The sequence below is a fragment of the Aquimarina macrocephali genome (assembly GCF_051627225.1).
Lineage (GTDB): Bacteria > Bacteroidota > Bacteroidia > Flavobacteriales > Flavobacteriaceae > Aquimarina > Aquimarina macrocephali.
In genome coordinates, this window is sequence record NZ_CP151795.1 from 2123174 (window position 1) to 2141391 (window position 18218).

The 18218-nt window shown below is 34.7% G+C and carries 13 protein-coding genes; 5 read left to right on the forward strand and 8 right to left on the reverse strand.

The window, feature by feature from the left end; all coding sequences use genetic code 11:
• Window positions 1-10: 10 nt before the first annotated feature.
• From AAFU52_RS09515 to AAFU52_RS09530, 4 genes are read right to left on the reverse strand one after another with little or no spacing between them, the layout of a single operon-like run.
• Complete coding sequence (locus AAFU52_RS09515; RefSeq protein WP_084050216.1) at window positions 11-1117, reverse strand: glycoside hydrolase family 3 N-terminal domain-containing protein; 1107 nt, start codon at window positions 1115-1117, stop codon at window positions 11-13.
• Between the two features lie 33 nt (window positions 1118-1150).
• Window positions 1151-2002, reverse strand: a complete 852-nt coding sequence (locus AAFU52_RS09520; protein ID WP_438426263.1) for a sulfurtransferase — start codon at window positions 2000-2002, stop codon at window positions 1151-1153.
• Between the two features lie 20 nt (window positions 2003-2022).
• On the reverse strand, window positions 2023-2478 hold the full coding sequence (locus AAFU52_RS09525; RefSeq protein ID WP_438426264.1) for a nuclear transport factor 2 family protein: 456 nt from the start codon (window positions 2476-2478) through the stop codon (window positions 2023-2025).
• A gap of 42 nt (window positions 2479-2520) precedes the next feature.
• A complete protein-coding gene (locus AAFU52_RS09530; protein WP_024769748.1) occupies window positions 2521-3516 on the reverse strand; it encodes an NAD(P)H-dependent glycerol-3-phosphate dehydrogenase in 996 nt (331 codons plus the stop codon).
• A gap of 123 nt (window positions 3517-3639) precedes the next feature.
• On the opposite strand from AAFU52_RS09530, the gene AAFU52_RS09535 reads away from it, so the two are divergent.
• Complete coding sequence (locus AAFU52_RS09535) at window positions 3640-4563, forward strand: hypothetical protein (protein ID WP_024769747.1); 924 nt, start codon at window positions 3640-3642, stop codon at window positions 4561-4563.
• A gap of 237 nt (window positions 4564-4800) precedes the next feature.
• On the opposite strand, the gene AAFU52_RS09540 is transcribed toward AAFU52_RS09535, so the two are convergent.
• The gene (locus AAFU52_RS09540; RefSeq protein ID WP_438426265.1) at window positions 4801-7266 is read right to left on the reverse strand and encodes a T9SS type A sorting domain-containing protein; all 2466 of its coding nucleotides are present in this window, start codon (window positions 7264-7266) and stop codon (window positions 4801-4803) included.
• Window positions 7267-7556: 290 nt separating this feature from the next.
• Here AAFU52_RS09540 and amaB point away from each other — a divergent pair, with 290 nt between their 5' ends.
• The 4 genes from amaB to AAFU52_RS09560 all read left to right on the forward strand — a co-directional run bounded on the left by amaB (window position 7557) and on the right by AAFU52_RS09560 (window position 13966).
• Complete coding sequence (gene amaB / locus AAFU52_RS09545) at window positions 7557-9110, forward strand: L-piperidine-6-carboxylate dehydrogenase (protein ID WP_024769745.1); 1554 nt, start codon at window positions 7557-7559, stop codon at window positions 9108-9110.
• 192 nt (window positions 9111-9302) lie between these two features.
• Window positions 9303-9671, forward strand: coding sequence for a hypothetical protein (locus AAFU52_RS09550; RefSeq protein WP_024769744.1), 369 nt, complete (start codon window positions 9303-9305; stop codon window positions 9669-9671).
• Between the two features lie 86 nt (window positions 9672-9757).
• Window positions 9758-13447, forward strand: a complete 3690-nt coding sequence (locus tag AAFU52_RS09555) for a T9SS type A sorting domain-containing protein (RefSeq protein ID WP_438426266.1) — start codon at window positions 9758-9760, stop codon at window positions 13445-13447.
• Between the two features lie 63 nt (window positions 13448-13510).
• Window positions 13511-13966 carry a hypothetical protein gene (locus AAFU52_RS09560; protein WP_024769742.1) on the forward strand — a complete coding sequence of 152 codons (456 nt, stop codon included), beginning with the start codon at window positions 13511-13513 and terminating at the stop codon, window positions 13964-13966.
• Between the two features lie 124 nt (window positions 13967-14090).
• Here the strand turns inward: AAFU52_RS09560 and AAFU52_RS09565 are convergent, their stop codons facing one another.
• The 3 genes from AAFU52_RS09565 to AAFU52_RS09575 form a co-directional block, all read right to left on the reverse strand.
• Window positions 14091-15194, reverse strand: coding sequence for a DNA helicase PriA (locus AAFU52_RS09565; RefSeq protein ID WP_438426267.1), 1104 nt, complete (start codon window positions 15192-15194; stop codon window positions 14091-14093).
• A gap of 104 nt (window positions 15195-15298) precedes the next feature.
• Window positions 15299-16435 (reverse strand): SPFH domain-containing protein, encoded by a 1137-nt coding sequence (locus AAFU52_RS09570; RefSeq protein WP_438426268.1) that lies wholly within the window; start codon window positions 16433-16435, stop codon window positions 15299-15301.
• A 195-nt stretch (window positions 16436-16630) separates the two neighbouring features.
• Complete coding sequence (locus AAFU52_RS09575) at window positions 16631-18058, reverse strand: hypothetical protein (RefSeq protein ID WP_438426269.1); 1428 nt, start codon at window positions 18056-18058, stop codon at window positions 16631-16633.
• Window positions 18059-18218: the final 160 nt, after the last annotated feature.

An 18218-nucleotide genomic window follows, 5' to 3' on the forward strand; every position in this document is an offset into this window, starting at 1 on the left:
AAATCACTAACTATCTAATGACTCCGCCACATACTTTTAATCGTAAGATTTTCTTTACCGACTGCATTACCTGTTTTTTATAGGCTGGATTGGTTTTCATTTCGGCCAAGATAGCATTTATTGTTTTTATTTCGTTTTGTGGCATCAGGATCAGGTCACAACCAGCTTTAGAAGCGAGTAGGGGAGCATTGTCTAAAATCGTAACGGCTTTCATGATATTAAGTGCATCAGATATAATAATACCTCTAAATCCCATTTTTTCTTTTAATAGCCCAGTAACAATTTTTCGAGAACAACTAGAGGGTAATCCATCAGTATCATACTCCTTATTATTTTTAATAGTGATGTGGGCAACCATGATAGAGAGCACACCATCTTCGATAATTTTTTTATAATTATCTACTTCCTGTAAAGGACCATCTATGTATACACTTTGTTTGTGGGTATCTCCTTTTACAAGACCATGACCTGGAAAATGTTTTGCTGTTGCTATGATCCCACTTTCTTGAGAACATTTTATAAACTGATTCGCGAGGCGAACTACATCTTCTTTATTATTTCCATAACTTCTGGATTTAATAGCTTCATTACTAGAACTTACATCCAGTACAGGAGCATAATTATGGTGTACACCAATATCTCTAAGTTCCTGATTGATAATGTTGACTACAGAGTCTGATTGCGCCTCATTTTTGATATCAATAGTTTTACCTACTTTACGGGCTCCTTTAATTCTACTAGAGAATAAACTAGGTTCGGCATCCATGCTAAACAGAAGCGGGATGGTCTTGTTTTTTGCAGTAATAGCATTAAGTGCAGCAATGTCTTCGGTATGTTTTTGCTTATGTCCTTTTAAATAAACTACACCTCCAATAGCATTTTGCATAGCTAATTTTCGAACTGTAGCTGCTGGCTTTCCTATTTCTCCACCAGAAGTGATGATCATTTGGGCGACCTTTTGTCGATCGCTTAATGTATTAAAAATAGAATCTACTGTATATTCTAATTCAGAAGTATAGGTATAAAAATCTTGTAAGCTAAATTTTGGTGCTTTTTGAGCATAACAATTAGCCGATAACAAGGCAATGCAAAAAATCAATCGAAAAAAACAATTCATATAATATAATTAAGCAGATATTTTAATTTGTATTTAACATTGAATAGGAACTCCATCCAACTGCCCCCATTCACTCCATGATCCATCATATACGGATACATTATGATATCCTGCCAGCTCTGCGGCAAGCATAATAATACATGCAGTAATGCCGGACCCACATGTAAAGATCAGTTTTTTGTCTTCAATATTAAAATACTGTAGAATTTTTTGCAATTCTGTCGTAGATCGCATTTTACCATCATCAAGTACTTTTGTATAATGCAAATTCATTGAATTTGGAATATGCCCTCCTTTAAGGCTTTCTCTGGGTTCGGGCTCTGATGCAGTAAATCTACCCGCAGAACGGGCATCCAGTATTAGAGAACTTTGAGAATTCATTTCTATATGTACCGTTTTAGCATTGGTGACCAATTGGGAAATGTACTTGGCTTCAAAATTTCCACGGTTGTATTCTTGTGGGCTGGTATCCTCAGTTTCGCATGGTTGTTCAGCTTTTTGCCAGACCGGGAAACCACCATCTAATATGGCAACGTTTTGGTGTCCCATGGTTTTAAACATCCATCGTACTCTTGGGCTAGAGTAGATTCCTAATGTATCATAGATTATTATGGTATGATGAGAACTAATACCAAGTGCTTTGCAAGCTTCTGAGAACGCTTCTGGAGAAGGAAGCATATTAGGAATATCGGTGGTTGTATCAGAAAAAACATTTTTAATATCAAAAAATCGAGCTCCTTTAATCTTTAGATTCGAGTTTTTTGGCTTGTCTTGAGAAGTTACTTTTTTAATTGTAGCATCCAGAATTACCAAATCTGGATGATCTAAATACTTAGAAAGCCAGTCTATTGATACAATGGGTTGTGTGATTTGTAATGTGTTCATATTAGGTTAAAGTATCAAAATCAAGAGGCCATAAATTTATCGAGCATTTTATTGGTTTGCAGGATTAGTTTTTTCTTAAAAAAACCAGTTCCACCAAGCAAAGCGCCTTTCCATCCGATAGCTTGAGAAGCCCATCGATGCAAGTTAAAATCATCTATGTGTTTTATGATTTTACCATCTTTAAATTCGAATTGAGCATCGATCTTATTATGAACTGATTTTCCTGTTTTACTAAAAGAATACCATGCTTCCCAATGAGCTGATCCCTTTTGATCATTAGCTTCAACTTGTGAAAATTCGACCTTAAAATTTCTTGCGTTTTTACATAGCATACGCCACATACCTTTTGCACGATTACCTTTTAGTTTTCCAAAACCGGGATCTTCAAAAACCACATCATCGTGATAACATGATATCATGGTTTCGGCATCGAGATTGCTTAATCCGGTATAAAACGTTTCGATAAGCTTCTTCATAAGATGTATAGTAAAAAATCAGAGGCATGAAGATAAGAATAATTAATCTAGCTTATCTGTTAGTTTCTTAAATACTTTTTTTGGATTTTTATTTTCATACAATACAGCATGTACTGCATCAATGATAGGCGTTCGAGCAGCTTTTGTAGCATCGAGTTCATATGCAGTCTTTGCAGCATAATATCCTTCGGCAATCATACTCATTTCCATCTGGGCACTTTTTACTGTGTATCCCTTACCGATCATATTACCAAACATTCGATTACGAGAGAAAATAGAATATCCGGTCACCAATAAATCACCCAAATAAGCAGAATCATTAATGTTACGTTTCATTTTATGTACTTTTTTAATAAAACGTTTCATTTCACGAATTGCATTACTCATAAGAACACTCTGAAAATTATCACCATACCCAAGACCATGTGCAATACCTGCAGCTACAGAATAGATATTCTTGAGCACTGCAGCATATTCGGTACCGATAATATCATCACTGGTTTTGCATTTAATATAATCGCTACTTAAATGATTAGCCATTATTTTGGCTTTTTCTTCATCATTAGAAGCTATAGTAAGATACGATAGTCGTTCTAGTGCAACCTCTTCTGCATGACATGGCCCGGTAATTACTCCAATATTATTAAAAGGGATGTCATACTGATCATGAAAATGCTCTCCTACAATAAGTCCTGTCTCTGGAACAATACCTTTTATAGCCGAAAAAATAATCTTGTCTTTTAAAGATGTTGTTAGTTTTTTGAGTTCGCTATTTAGAAAAGCAGAAGGAATAGCAAAAATCAGATAATCTGCATGCTCAACAGCTTCATTTATATCATTGGTAAGTTTAAGTTGTTTAACTTTAAATTCGACCGAACTTAAATAATTAGGATTGTGTTGTTGTCTTTTAATATGCTCTAAAGCATAGGTACTTCGCATATACCATCCAACTTCATTTAGGTTTTCGGTAAGCATTTTTACAATGGCAGTTGCCCAACTACCACCTCCTAGTACTGCAAATTTTGCATTTTTTTCCATAAAAAATATTGTGGGTTCAAAAATAGGAAAAATACAACTCAAAATAAAGACTTGATAATCAGTTTATTATAATTTTGGCACGTGTTTTGGTTCTCAGTTAATGAAATTGAAAACACACAGCATATGAAAACGCTAAAATTACTTTCGGTTATTTTTTTAAGTTCAATACTATTAACTTCTTGTGTAGCAGAGGTTGTTATCGAAGAAGATGTTTATGTAGAAGAACCAACAATTACTTTAAACGAATTATTAAATACCTATGAGATCTGGTATGTAGATATCGAACGCACAAAGGGTAATGGTGAGATTCCGTTTTTACAAAAAGCGTTTACAGTTTCTTTCCGAAACGGAACGTTTTATGCCAATAATAATTTAGTCGATATGGGAAGCAATGGAAATGGCTATGGATTAGATGTTGGTTTCTATAATACTTTTAGAATGGATCTGGATATCAGCCATGATATTGACGGTGCATATAAATTAGTAATCACTCAATTATCAGATAATCAGATAGAAGTGTATGATCAGGTGACGAATACTAGTTATTTCTTGATTGGATATCAACGTAATAATTTTGATTATGATCAGGTATTTTATGATAATATTCATTATTTCTTGCAAGAGTATGAAACCTGGGAAAAAGTCTTTACTAGTGAGTTTGGAGTATTGAATGAATTTGATAACGAAAACTATTTGAAATTCTCATATTTCGGATCTGGAGAAAATTTTAAAAGCTCTCAGGATGAAAATGGAATTCATATTGACGATATCTTTTATGATTATACAGGACATTATGAGGTTAATGATATCGTTAACATTTTTGATAGGAAAACTTTAACACTTGATTACGATTATCTGGGCAATGAATTCTTTGAGTTGTCCGTTATAAATGATAGTAAAATAGAATTGTTTCATCCAACCTCTGAAACGGTGTACCAATTCGTAGGTAGAGGACATATACAATTTAAGAGTTCTGAGAAAGGAAAACCGACTCAGAATGAAAAGAAAAGAATAAAAAAAGCTGATTTTTTGAAGCTTTCAAAATAAAAGTAAGGTAGCACTTAACAATATTAACTTTTTGGTTGGTTATTTAGTTGGGAATCGCTCTACAAGAGAAATCTTGTTTGAGCGATTTCTTTTTTGACCTAGTTTTTAAGAACTAAAAAGAGATTCAAAATATCTTGAATATTAAGTCAATCCCGCTCTAGAGCGGGATTGACTTAATAATTTTTAACTTAGAGTTTAGTCTTTTTTCTAAGCCAACGGTAGATAATTAAATGTAAATTATCTTTTGAAAATTTTCTTCACAATAGTTTTTCCGTCCATAGTAAGTCTCAAAAAGTAAATTCCTTTTTTTAGAGATTCTATATTTACTTGTTTTATGTGGCTCCCTTTATCATAAAGATTTTTATGATTCGAAATGAGTATGTTCCCTTCAAAATCTCGTATTGAAACAGAAACATCAGTATTTGATTTTGTTGCTGTAAAGCTAATGTTTAAGAATTTATTTGATGGGTTAGGAAATATAGATAATGAAATATCATCAGTAATTATATCTTGTCTTGGATTTTTCTTTTTATCCTGGTATACGATATCAAAACGTTCTCCTCCTATAACTCCTCTTTCATTCTTTTGGACTACATCAAATATGAAAGGCCTTCTAAAAGGTTTGTTATCATTTAACTTAAACTGCATCTGCATAGAAAAAGATTCTCCTGGTTTTAGATGAATTCCTTTCATAACTGCTTTAGAATCATAAATCTGTACGGTGTTTTTATCAATAATTTTAATTCCTTCTCCTTCTTTTTGCCATCTTTCGAATAGTTCTGGGTCCATAGTTGCAATTACGGTTCCATTTCTCAGGAAAGGATTTTCGGTTGAAGTACCATAATTTCCATCCATAAAATATAAGTCAATAACATCTTCTTTTTTCCTAAAAATATTTCTGATATAGACATTTGTATAGTTAATATTATTAGAAGGGTTTACATCATATACAGAGATGTTTTTCCAGGCGATATTATTATTGTTTTTGGTATTACTGTTAACCGAAGCTGTTTCTAGACCTATAGGATCTATCTGAGATTCTACTCTGGCAATTAAACAAAAATGGTGTATGTCGTAATCAAAATCATTTGGATTAGGCGGATACCAAGGAATTTCAATAATGGTTTCATCTCCAGGATTGAGTGTAGGGATGCTTAAAGGTATGCTGGTAATTTCATCTCCATGTAAGACATAGGAACCACTTGGTGTAAAATCGTAATAATTGGACCAATGTGTTGGCCAGGATAATCCTGTAGAAGCTTTAGAAAAATATACTCTTAATTTGCCATCAGAGATTGGAGCACATCCTCTGTTTTTAACCCGTACATATACTCCATTAGGACTTGTTGTTTTGTACTCCGGGTTTTCATGAGTTGTACCTCCATCCACATCTTGTCTTACCCAAATATCTCTACTTGTCCACATAGGCCCACTAAAAGTATTAGGCTCTATACCAGAATCGGTTACACTATGATAAGGAGCGCGATTATCTTTAATATAAAGGTCACCTGTTCCGTTTAATGTGAGTTGATCTCCTAGGTTGATAGGCATTTCATTAAATTGCGGAGTTTCGGATTTAGTATCATTAGCTTCTGCATAATCAAATGCTTCACGTTTACTAATTACACTATCAGAGTTTGTATCGGGATTTACGACAGTACCAGAAGGCAACGCTTCATTCATTGCCGAGGTCCAATAGTAAACAAATTCATCGGTATTAATAGTTGGTCCTGCCCATGACAATTCATCATGTCTTGCGGCAGTTGCAATTACTCTATTTGGACCAGATAGATCATCAATAAACCCACCACTATTACATTGCTCCATAACGATAGAGATTTTACCGGCATTTACCTTATTTACTTCTATTGCAAATTGATCATCTGTAATTGTTTCTCCCCATAAATATAATAATGTATCCCATGCCGATGCTCCAGAACTATCTACGCCTCCGTGATCTGTAGTGAAAATAAATAATTCATCATCTTCATCTAAAATTCCTGAAAGCGTGTTAAAAACAGAAGTGATATTAGCTGTTGTTGCAGAAAACTGAATATCATTGTCCCCATCACCATCTAGGTCAGGATTAGAATTTGTTCCATTAGAAATATCAACTGCAGCGTTGGTTCCGTCGGACATTAATGTATAAATATTTGCTTCATCATATCCATACTTGTTGATTAAAGTACTATATACAAAAGAACAATCATTCCAATACCGAATATGATTATTTCCTTGATTCCATCCTCCACTAATAATAACTGCATATTTGTTATTCGATGTTCCACAGGCTATAGTATTTGTTTTTGCAAAATCTAAAAAACGCTCTCTGGTTTCGATGTACTTTTTAAAAATCTTCATCTCATGAATTATATCAGGAGGTGTGGTTGCTCTTTTGATCTCAAACTCACCAGAGCGGATATCAAAAAATATGTATTTTGCTGGATGCTCCCAATTTGCATAAGGATCCTCATCAATAAAAAACAACCACGATTCAAATTTCGAAGATATTATGGTTTTATTGAAACTTCGGATTTTGTAATTAGGAGGAATAGGTTTTTGTAGTCCATATACCCATTGGTTTCGTCCTTCGGGAATAATTTGTTTTTCTACTAGAATTTTGTAGGCTTCTTCTTGCGAAATCTGGGACCAAGCCAGAGTTGAGCTTAAGAAAATAAAGGTTAAAAGAAATAATTTTTTCATGATGTTATATTTAAAAGTTAGTAGCTATAAAAGTTAGATTTTAACATATAAAATGTAAGAGGTATTTAACGGTAAAATCATAGGTTATCACCTATAAAGAAGTGTGGTAATACCGCAGGATGAGGAAACGAGAAAATCAATTATTTCTTTTTTGAAAACTAAAAGGGAAAATTTGATTAAATTTAGTCTCATAAATAAAAAAATAACTAAAAATAGTAGTGTCGGAAGAGTAAATAATATTTTCATTATAAAAACACAGTATCTTTACGTTTTCAAAAAGTAACTTATACATGGCAACAGCAATATTAGATTTCGGAATTGAGGAAGCACTACAGCAACTGGGGGTTTCTGAACACAATAAAGGGACTTCTACTGGAGCAAACTGGCTCTCTTCAAAAGAAATGATTTCGTCTTATTCACCTGTAGATGGAGAATTGATAGGTAAAGTAGAAATCACTACAGCAGAAGATTATGAAAAAGTAATACAAACTGCAACTAAGGCATTCAAAACCTGGAAAATAATGCCGGCTCCACAACGTGGAGAAATTGTAAGACAGTTCGGAGAAGCATTACGTGAATTAAAAGAGCCTTTAGGAAAATTAGTTTCTTATGAGATGGGAAAATCCTATCAAGAAGGTTTAGGAGAAGTGCAGGAGATGATCGATATCTGTGATTTTGCAGTAGGATTATCTAGACAGTTACATGGTTTAACAATGCATTCTGAGCGTCCTGGTCATAGAATGTACGAGCAGTATCATCCGCTTGGGATTGTAGGAATTATCTCTGCATTTAATTTTCCTGTAGCAGTATGGGCTTGGAACACTGCATTAGCATGGATTTCTGGAGACGTATGTGTATGGAAACCTAGTGAAAAAACACCACTTTGCGGAATAGCATGTCAAAATATTATTGCCAAAGTTTTAAAAGATAATAGCCTACCAGAAGGGATTTCTTGCTTGATTAATGGAGATTATAAAGTAGGAGAGATGATGACAACAGATAAAAGAGTTCCTTTAATTTCTGCTACAGGTTCTACCAGAATGGGTAAAATTGTAGGAGCAACTGTGGGACAGCGTTTGGGAAAATCACTTTTAGAACTGGGAGGAAACAATGCAATTATTGTTACACCTGATGCAGATATTAAAATGACTGTGATTGGAGCTGTGTTTGGTGCAGTAGGAACTGCAGGTCAACGTTGTACCTCGACACGCCGATTGATTATACATGAATCTATTTATGATAAAGTAAAAAATGCAGTAGTAGCCGCTTATGGACAGTTGAGAATCGGTAACCCTCTTGATGAAAATAATCATGTGGGACCATTAATAGATACTGATGCAGTGAAAGGTTACCAAAATGCGTTACAGAAAGTAGTAGAAGAAGGAGGAAATATTGTGGTAGATGGAGCTGTGCTTTCTGGAGAAGGTTATGAAAGCGGATGTTATGTAAAACCTGCTATCGCAGAAGCTGATAATTCGTTTGAAATTGTACAACACGAAACATTTGCACCAGTATTATATCTATTAAAGTATAGTGGTGATGTAGAAAATGCTATCGAAACTCAAAATGGAGTAGCACAAGGGTTATCCTCTGCTATTATGACAAATAATTTACGCGAAGCAGAACGTTTTCTATCACATGCAGGATCAGATTGTGGGATTGCCAATGTAAATATAGGAACCTCTGGTGCTGAGATTGGTGGTGCTTTTGGTGGTGAAAAAGAAACCGGTGGTGGTCGTGAATCAGGATCAGATGCTTGGAAAATTTACATGCGACGTCAAACCAATACAATAAATTATACTACAGAATTGCCATTGGCTCAAGGAATTAAATTCGATTTATAGCCAGATAATTTTGTGATAAATAATAAAAAATGCATCCCACATGGGATGCATTTTTTATTAAATGTTGTACTAATATGTAACTTTTGTGGTTTATGTATGTAATAAATACTGTATAGAGCATGTTAAAAAAACGCAACCATAGCTTTTTAAAAGCATCTTATGTACAAGTAATAACTTATAAAGTTAAAATAAATGAAAAAAGTTTTTTTACTTTTATTAATACTCTGTGTAGCTTGTAATGATGACGATAGGACAGAAGATCCTGTTTTATGTACCCTAGAGGCTAGACCAGGTTTAGAAGTAACAATTAAAGATACTATGGATGCCACGTTTTTGGTAGATGGTATTACAGTAGTAGCTATAGATAGTGAATATAAAGAAACCCTAGAGAATATATCGGGAACTAATATTTTTGTTGGAGCCCATGAACGAACTGGTAATTATGTAGTTATGGTGAGTAAAACGGGGTATACAACAATTACCAGTGATCCTATTATTGTAGCAGAAGATATATGCCATGTAATTACCGAGAGTTTAGAGATTTTATTAGAGAAAAAGTAAAAAAATCGTAAAATTCCTTAAGATTTAAGAAAAAAATTCAAAAATTTAAGCTAGTTTTGAAGAATCACTCACAAATCAGCTTAAAAATGAAAACATTATTATTCTACCTCAAACGTTCCGTTTGGGCGGTTTCTCTTGTGGGAACCATTACTTCAGTAAACGCACAACAGCTTAAAACACAGGCAGATCAACAAGAGAAACCTGGAGGTCATTCACTTTACAAACAATCTAAAATTTACGATAGTAAATATGGATCTAAATCGGATGTAAAAAAAGTTGGTGATAAAGCGTTAGAAAGAATGAAGTGGGAATTTGAAAGACTCAAAGACCCGAACACTAATGAAATCCCTTTTGGAATTAGAGACAAAGAAGTAAATTTCTCTAGTAAGATTTCTGAAGGAAATGATTCAAAACAATCAATTAGCAATGCTGCGAAATCTTCAAAAGCAGGTCGTTTTTCATATTGGAAAAACAGAGGCCCTTACAATGTAGGAGGAAGAACAAGAGCACTCGCTATTGATCGTACAAACGAGAATGTAATTCTTGCCGGAGGAGTTTCGGGAGGATTATGGCGCTCTACCAATGGTGGAGAGTCCTGGAGAAAGGTAACATCTCGTAGACAATCACCAAGTATTACTTGTATTGTACAAGATCCTAGACCTGGTAAACATAATACTTGGTATTATGGATCAGGAGAACGTTTTGGTAATTCTGCTGGAGCAGGAGGAGCCTTTTTTCAAGGAACCGGAGTTTATAAATCTACTAATGGTGGAAGAACCTGGAGACTTCTTGAAGCTACCAATGATAATGACGTAAGAACATTTTCTCCTTTTGATTTGATTAACTCTATTGTGGTTAACCCAGCTAACGGAGATATTTTTGTAGGTACTTTTAATGGTGTACACAAATCTAAAGATGGAGGAAAGTCATTTGAAGAAGTATTAGCAGGTGATTTTGACAATACTGCAGAAGTTGCAGTTACAAGTACAGGTCAGATTTATGCAACTATCGATTCTGGAGGAAATCCTAATAATGGTTATTTCACATCTACAAACGGAGATGTTGATACATGGACAGAAATATCACCAGAGCTTTTACCAGCAAGTTACGGAAGAACTGTTATGGGGATAGATCCTTCTAATGAAAACATTGTATATTTCTTTACTCAAAATCTAGGTGATGGTGGACCAGCATTTTTATTTAAGTACGATGCTACTGCAGCTACACCAGAAGAAACCTGGACAGATCTAAGTGCTAATCTACCTATCGGAATTGGAGGATCAGTAGGAAACTTAAATCTTCAGGGTGGATATAATATGATCGTTAAGGTTAGTCCGGCAGATCCTAATCTAATGTTTGTAGGAGGAACTAATATATACAGATCTACAACTGGATTTACTACTTCTGCAGGACAAGAAAGCTGGATTGCAGGATATTCTCCTTTAAACAATATAAGTGTATATCCTGATCAACATCCTGATCAGCATGCATTACTTTTTTATCCATCTAACCCTAATAAAGTGTTATCTGGTAATGATGGAGGTGTATTTGTAACCGAAGATGTTACTACTTCTACATCTGCAGCAGAACCTGTAGATTGGATTTCTTTAAATAATGGATATGTAACTACACAGCCATATCATGTATCTTTTGATCCAGAACCAAATAGTGATGATTTACTAGCTGGTTTTCAGGATAACGGTACTTGGTTTACATCTTCTGCGAGTTCTATAGAACCATGGATAGAAGATTTTGGAGGTGACGGAGCTTATAGTGCAATTGCAGATAACGGAAGAACAAGATATGTGTCTTCACAAAGAGGAAATGTATATAGATTTAATTTTGATGAAGCTGGAGAATTTCAATCATTCACCAGAGTAAGACCTGCAGGAGCTAATAATCTTGCTTTTATTACACCATTTATTCTGGATTCAAATAATGATAACATTATGTATTTACCTGCGGGTAATAGAATTTGGAGAAATAATAATCTGGATGAAATCCCTCTTTTCTCAAATGCATTCGCAACAGTAAACTGGGTAGATCTTCCAAATACAGACACTCCAGCAGGAACTTCAATATCTTCTTTAGATGTTTCTAAGTATCCAGTTGCAAATAGACTATATTATGGTACTAATACAGGAGGTATCTATAGAATGGATAATGCTAATCTTGATGATCAAGAAGTAGTAGATATTTTTACAGGAAAAGGATTACCAGAAGGTTTTGTAAACGATATCAATGTAGATCCATCTAATTCTGATAGAGTTATTGCTACATTCTCTAATTATAGAGTAATAAGTGTATTCTTAACTACAGATGGAGGAGATACCTGGACAAATATTAGTGGTAATTTAGAAGAAAACGCTGATGGATCAGGAAATGGGCCATCTGTAAGAAGTACTGCATTCTTAGGAAGCAGCCAAGGATTCTTTGGTTCTAGATTACAAAAAGTATATGCAGCAACAAGTACTGGATTATACTATACAAATAGATTAAATGGAGAAAGAACCCGTTGGATCAAAGAACCTTTTGCTATTGGTAATGCCGTAACAGATGAGGTAAAAACTCGTAAAGATGGATTTATCGCTGTAGCTGCACATGGTAGTGGAGTGTATAGTGCAAAATTTCCAGTATTTAATGAATTACCAGAATCTTCATTAAGTGTAGCTTACCTATTAGATGATCTTCTTGTAGCAGAAAATAGCGAGGATGTAGAAGTAGACGTAACAGACTTATTTGTTCACTCTAACGGAAATGCAATAGATATAGAATTTACTAATTCTAATCCAGAATTAGTAACAGCAACATTAGAAGGAAATACAATCACTCTTTCTTTTGCACCAGATAGCTTAGGTAAGGCAACAATTGGTCTTATCGCTACCTCTGGAGATGAGCAAGTTGCAGAAGGATTCACAGTATCTGTAACCGAGCTTGCAATTTATGAGCAAATAGAAGGAGCTACATCATCATTAGCATCTCAATTCTTTGTTGATTTTGGTGGTCTGGCACAATCTGCAGATGATTTCATTATTCCTGCAGGAAATACATGGACGTTAGAGAGAATTGTAGCTTTTGGAGGAGCTAATAACTCACCAGCATTAACCAATGCAACTGTTGTAATATATAGTGATAATGCAGGGGTTCCTGGTGATGAGGTTTATAATAGTGGAGAGATTACTCCAATCTCTAATCCAACAGATACAAACTTAAATCTAGCGCTTCCAGCAACGGTAACATTAGAAAGTGGTAACTATTGGTTATCGGTTTATGCTAACTTAGCTTTTGGTGCTGGGCAAGAACAATGGTTCTGGTCTTCACAAAATGGAGGAATTGGTCAGGAACCACATTTTAAAGATAATTTAGACTTATTTGGTACTGGAGCGACAGATTGGACACCGGTTTCGGTTGCATTTGGTAGAGATCCTCTTGATCAGGTATTCCAGATTTATGGAATGGTAGATGATGGTGGTGCAGGTGAACCTAAACCTTCAGTAGATCCTTTGGCTGTAATAGAAGTGTCAAAAAACACTACAGCTTCACCAAATCCATCTAATGGGATGTTCTCATTTAATTTTAAAGATACAGCATTAAAATCTAATGAAAATACTTCTAGATCTATCGAGATCTTTGATTCTATGGGTAATAAGTTGTATTCAAATAGTAATGTTAGTGATAATACGATCTGGGATGCTTCAAATGCAAGATCTGGATTATATTTTGCAAGAATTACAGAAGATGGAAATCAAAGCACTCTAAAACTTATTAAGAAATAAGTTACAATAATGATAAACTTAAAAGGAGTTGAAAATTTCAACTCCTTTTTTTATTTTTATAGAATGGATAAAATACTGTATATATTAATAGTAGTTGGTTTATTTTCTTGCAAATCAAATAGTATTGCCCAGGAAAAAGAAGCCGAAAAAACTAAACCTAAAGTAGAAAAACCGAAGTTTAGTGATCTTCAGAATAATACGATTGATCCTAATACAGTGCATTTGATTGCTGTAATACAAGGTGTAACTAAGAATATATCTATCTGTGAAAAGAGCTTTAAAACGGCTACTACAGTAAAAGTAAAACAAATTATAAATTCTGGATCGGGTATTACAAATATGATTTCTCCCGGACAAGAGATTACTTTTGGTTTTATGAACTCACCAGCAAATGATTTTGATACTCTAAAACAACGTATGCCTAAGGATAAGGAAGTTTCTTTTAAAATAAGAGAAAATCTATGTCCCGATATGAGTAAGACAGTGTATGAGGTTATTGGATTTAAAACTAAGGATTAGAAGCTTGAGCTTTGCAGTAGCATTATTTTAGAAAAAAAATACTAAAAAAGATACTGGTTTTTGACCAGTATCTTTTTTTTATGAATTAAATTTTGTGACTGCCAATTACCTTTCACGGGTAAAATTATTTCTCAGCAAACCAGACAATTATTGCAATAATAATGAGTATAAACAATACAAAGAAGAATATTTTCCAGAAAGAGTAAGGTCTGCTTCCAGAAATAGCTCCTGTTTGGCCATTGATAAAGAAATTATACTTTTTACTACTAAAGCGATATGCACTAATATATACCGGAAGCAGAATATGCTTAAAGGTCTCTTCACTTAAACTCATATCTATATGGTGTACTCTTTGAGTATCTCCTCCTATATCACGTCTGGCCCAGGATGTTGCAATACGTTCTGCTTCTTTGGTAGATGATAGGTGACCATCCTTTAATGGAATCGTATATTTTTCGGTAACAAACCCTGCCAAAAAATTGGTATTAAATGGTGAAAGAGCATCCAGATTCCAATTTGATATTTTTCTTGGTACTGGATTCTTATTTTGGTGTGATGCTTTAATTAAAGTATCATCAACAAAACCACTTACATTTCCGCTTGCCGGAGACCATCTTGTTCTACGTTCTTGTCGGGTTCTGGTAACAGATTTACCATTTACCGTTGTTGTATACGGAACACTAACATAATAATAATCTCCACGTTGTCCTGTATAATTTGCATACAATTGAGCATCAAAGGTCCAGTATGGTAAGTAGAGGCCTTTGGTATTTTGAGGATCTAATGCTGCTTTTTTAAGATTATTAGGGGCGAACCATAATCCTTTTACCCATTTTGAAAATATCTGATGTGATTTTTTCTGATCAAATTGAAAAGGAAGAACTGCTCCGGGTAATATCCAATCCTCTTTATATGCATCTTCTATAATCAAAGGCATAGTGCAATACACGCAATGCAAAGATTTATAGTTTTCTTCGATATGTTGATTTGCGCCACAATTTTTGCAATGCAGCATCATGATTTCTTCAGAATGCGATTGAGAACCCATTTCTTCGAGATAGGGTTTAAGTTCTAATTCCTGAAACCCATTTTGATCATTTATAATCGTTTCATGATGCCCACAATACTCGCAAGTAATCTCAGTCGTTCCAGGTTTATATTTTAATTCTGCACCACAATTAGTACAGGATTTTTTACGTTCTGAAACTGCTTTTTTTTCTTCTTCCATTTAGGAACTAATAATACTGGATGTTATATAGAATAGTTCCTTCTCCCCTATGGGAGAAGGTTACGTCCTATCCCAAAATTAATTTTGAGATGAGTTTTTATTTTTTAATTCCCAGGTAATGGAGGAGGAGTGCTTCCGCCTAGAAATGATTTTAGCTCTTCTACATCTTTTAGTGCAACCCAGCTATCCATTCCTTGTTTCCATACCAAAGAATCTTTATTTATGGTTCTATTGGCAAATAGTGCTTTTAATTGCTCAAAGGATGCGGGCCCTGCCTGTTGTCCGTTTTGAGCATAAAAATACTGTACTTGCACTGGCATTGGTGGTGGAGCTACCGGAGTAGTTTGTTGAGGTTGTACTTGTTGTTGTCCTCCCATTGGATTCATCATGCCTCCCATTTGTTGAGCCAGAACAAATCCCATTCCCATTCCCATTCCAGCTCCTGCCGTACCTCCTTCATTGGCTGCGGCAGCCTCAATAGCTTTTGCAGTCTTAAATTTGGTTAATTTGTCCAGATCAAGCTTATCAATTCTGCTATATTCAAAGATCTCTTTTTTCAACTCTTCTGGCATAGAAACATTCTCGATAAAGAATTTTTCCAGAGAAATACCTACAGAGTTAAATTCGGGTTGCATTACATCAAGACAAGTCTCAGATAATTCTGTAGTATTAGCGGCATATAGCTCGATAGGTAAATTAGCTTCGCCAACCGTATCAGTAAATCGCGTAGAGATTAAACTTTTAAGATGTTCATTGATCTCGAAATTAGTGAAATTAGCATCTGTTCCTACAATATCAATTATAAATTTACCGGCATCATTAATCTTAAATGCATAGGTTCCAAAAGCACGAATTTCTACTAGCCCAAAACGATCATCGTTTAAGGTAATTGGATTTTTGGTTCCCCATTTTTCATCAGTAAATAAATGTGTATTTACAAAATATACTTCGGCTTTAAAAGGACTATTAAATCCATATTTCCAGCCTTTTAGCGTCGTTAAAATAGGTAGATTTTGTGTATTTAAGGTGTATGTTCCGGGAGTGAATACATCTGCCAGTTGTCCTTCATTAATAAAAACTGCGGTTTGTCCTTCTCTTACGATAAGTTTCGCTTCATTTTTAATTTCATTTTGATATCGTTCAAACCGATGCACAATAGTATCATCGGTATAGTCTAACCATTCTATGATATCTATAAATTCGTGGCTAAGTTTTTTCTTTATTTCGTCAAAAATTCCCATTGATGAGTTGATTTTAAATTTGTGTTCTAAAGCTACAAAATTGAACGGTTGATGAAAAATTTTTTTCAGCCAATCTGAAGTAGACAGTATATAAATAGGAATCTGAATTTTTAATTTTGAAAAACAATGTTTTTGCAACACAGTTGTTACAAAGACATTGTTTTAAGAATTAACTAGATAAAACAATAGGAAATATCACTTAAGGAAATTATCCATCAATGCTGTAAATCTGCTTCTAGAAGGAATGTTAGTAATTACATCAATAGTTGGGTTAAGTGTTGCTGTTCCTTCTACATCATCCAATTGAAAAACTTTTGCATCGTTTCCAATACCTATTTGAAGTTCTTCAATGTCAGTGATATAGAAGTACGCAGTATTAACATGCCCACTAATGGATTTGTACTGCAACGTGATCGTTTTTTGCCCATCCGGACCAGGAGGTGCGGTGATGTAATATCTTGCAGCCTCATCATGAACTGTTGGGTCGTCAATTACTGTTTCATAATTGTGGCCTATCATTACAAGAAGTGTCCCTTGTTCTGCATCTCCTGGTGAGGTAACGATTCTGGTATTAGAAGGAATTCCTAGTACTAAACGATCAACACCAGTATCAGACCATAGCGCATTTCCCCATGCTCCTCCTCCAAAAAAATTAGGACCAAGCCATGTATTAGGTTGCTGATTTACTTCATCTACATGCCAGACAAAAAGATCTCCGCCATTTCCGCCAAAGACTCTAAAATCACGTGCATTCCCTCCTATAACAACAATATCTGTCCCGTCATAAGTATCCAGAGCATCTGTTCTACCATCGTTTCCATTTCCGGCATCTACTGCTGCTCTTTCCCAGTTATTTACAAAAATTAAATCATTTCCCGGACCTGTATGAATACTAGTGGTTATAATATCATATACCCCTGGATTTAACACTTCTGCGCTTCCAATAATTACTAGATCATTATCATGCTGGTGGCCTGTTGCACTAGAACCTGTTCTAACTGTTGCTGAATGGCTATGACGAAACCTTAACATATCTGGGCCATCACCAAAATTTACAGGATCTCCATAAATTGGATTACCCGCAGAACTAAAAGAACCTTGAGGTCCTAAATCAATAATATCAGTACCTGGCGAACCATGAAACAGTTCTAGATGTGAAGTCACATCAACCCCAGCAATTACGTTGCGATTGAGTCTCCAACCAAATTCTTGGTCAGAAAAATCAACAAGTAAGTCAAAGTTTCCTACAGAATCTGAAAACCCTCGCCAATTTGCCAGTAATGAGGTTATGTTCCAATCCCATTTCCCAGGAGGCAAAATAGGAGAAGCTTCCCCTTCCACAGTATGTCCATCAAAATAAATCTTGTCGTATAGTCCATCAAGAGGGAAATCATCTGTGGTAGGCTCCCAGGAACCATCCCAAGAATATGCATTGTGTTCTAATGGCCAATTGGTTCCGAAATCATCAATAATATCCGAATCGGGAATCTCATCTATTAAAAAAGATTCATCGGTACAACTCCCTGTGAATATAAGTATAAGGAGACAGAAACATTTAATACTATTTTGCTTTATGTAAACTTTCTTTAAGGTAGGTTTTGTGTTGGTAAATTTAGTTTTCATATTATCTAATTTTACCCAATTCTGAATGTAGTGAACAAAGTTTTTTGATAAAAGAAGTTGTAAATCTTTATGATAGTGATACTCAATTCGGGATAAAATGCCTGTAAAGTATTTCATTGTTTTAATCTTATTTTTAGTTTAAACACTCTCTAACTCTTGA

Coding starts and splice junctions, on each gene's coding strand:
- AAFU52_RS09520 (WP_438426263.1), bottom strand. CDS start 2,002: ATGAACACATTACAAATCACACAACCCATTGTATCAATAGACTGGCTT.
- AAFU52_RS09530 (WP_024769748.1), bottom strand. CDS start 3,516: ATGGAAAAAAATGCAAAATTTGCAGTACTAGGAGGTGGTAGTTGGGCA.
- AAFU52_RS09560 (WP_024769742.1), top strand. CDS start 13,511: ATGGATAAAATACTGTATATATTAATAGTAGTTGGTTTATTTTCTTGC.
- AAFU52_RS09550 (WP_024769744.1), top strand. CDS start 9,303: ATGAAAAAAGTTTTTTTACTTTTATTAATACTCTGTGTAGCTTGTAAT.
- AAFU52_RS09525 (WP_438426264.1), bottom strand. CDS start 2,478: ATGAAGAAGCTTATCGAAACGTTTTATACCGGATTAAGCAATCTCGAT.
- AAFU52_RS09565 (WP_438426267.1), bottom strand. CDS start 15,194: ATGGAAGAAGAAAAAAAAGCAGTTTCAGAACGTAAAAAATCCTGTACT.
- amaB (WP_024769745.1), top strand. CDS start 7,557: ATGGCAACAGCAATATTAGATTTCGGAATTGAGGAAGCACTACAGCAA.
- AAFU52_RS09540 (WP_438426265.1), bottom strand. CDS start 7,266: ATGAAAAAATTATTTCTTTTAACCTTTATTTTCTTAAGCTCAACTCTG.
- AAFU52_RS09535 (WP_024769747.1), top strand. CDS start 3,640: ATGAAAACGCTAAAATTACTTTCGGTTATTTTTTTAAGTTCAATACTA.
- AAFU52_RS09515 (WP_084050216.1), bottom strand. CDS start 1,117: ATGAATTGTTTTTTTCGATTGATTTTTTGCATTGCCTTGTTATCGGCT.
- AAFU52_RS09555 (WP_438426266.1), top strand. CDS start 9,758: ATGAAAACATTATTATTCTACCTCAAACGTTCCGTTTGGGCGGTTTCT.
- AAFU52_RS09575 (WP_438426269.1), bottom strand. CDS start 18,058: ATGAAAACTAAATTTACCAACACAAAACCTACCTTAAAGAAAGTTTAC.
- AAFU52_RS09570 (WP_438426268.1), bottom strand. CDS start 16,435: ATGGGAATTTTTGACGAAATAAAGAAAAAACTTAGCCACGAATTTATA.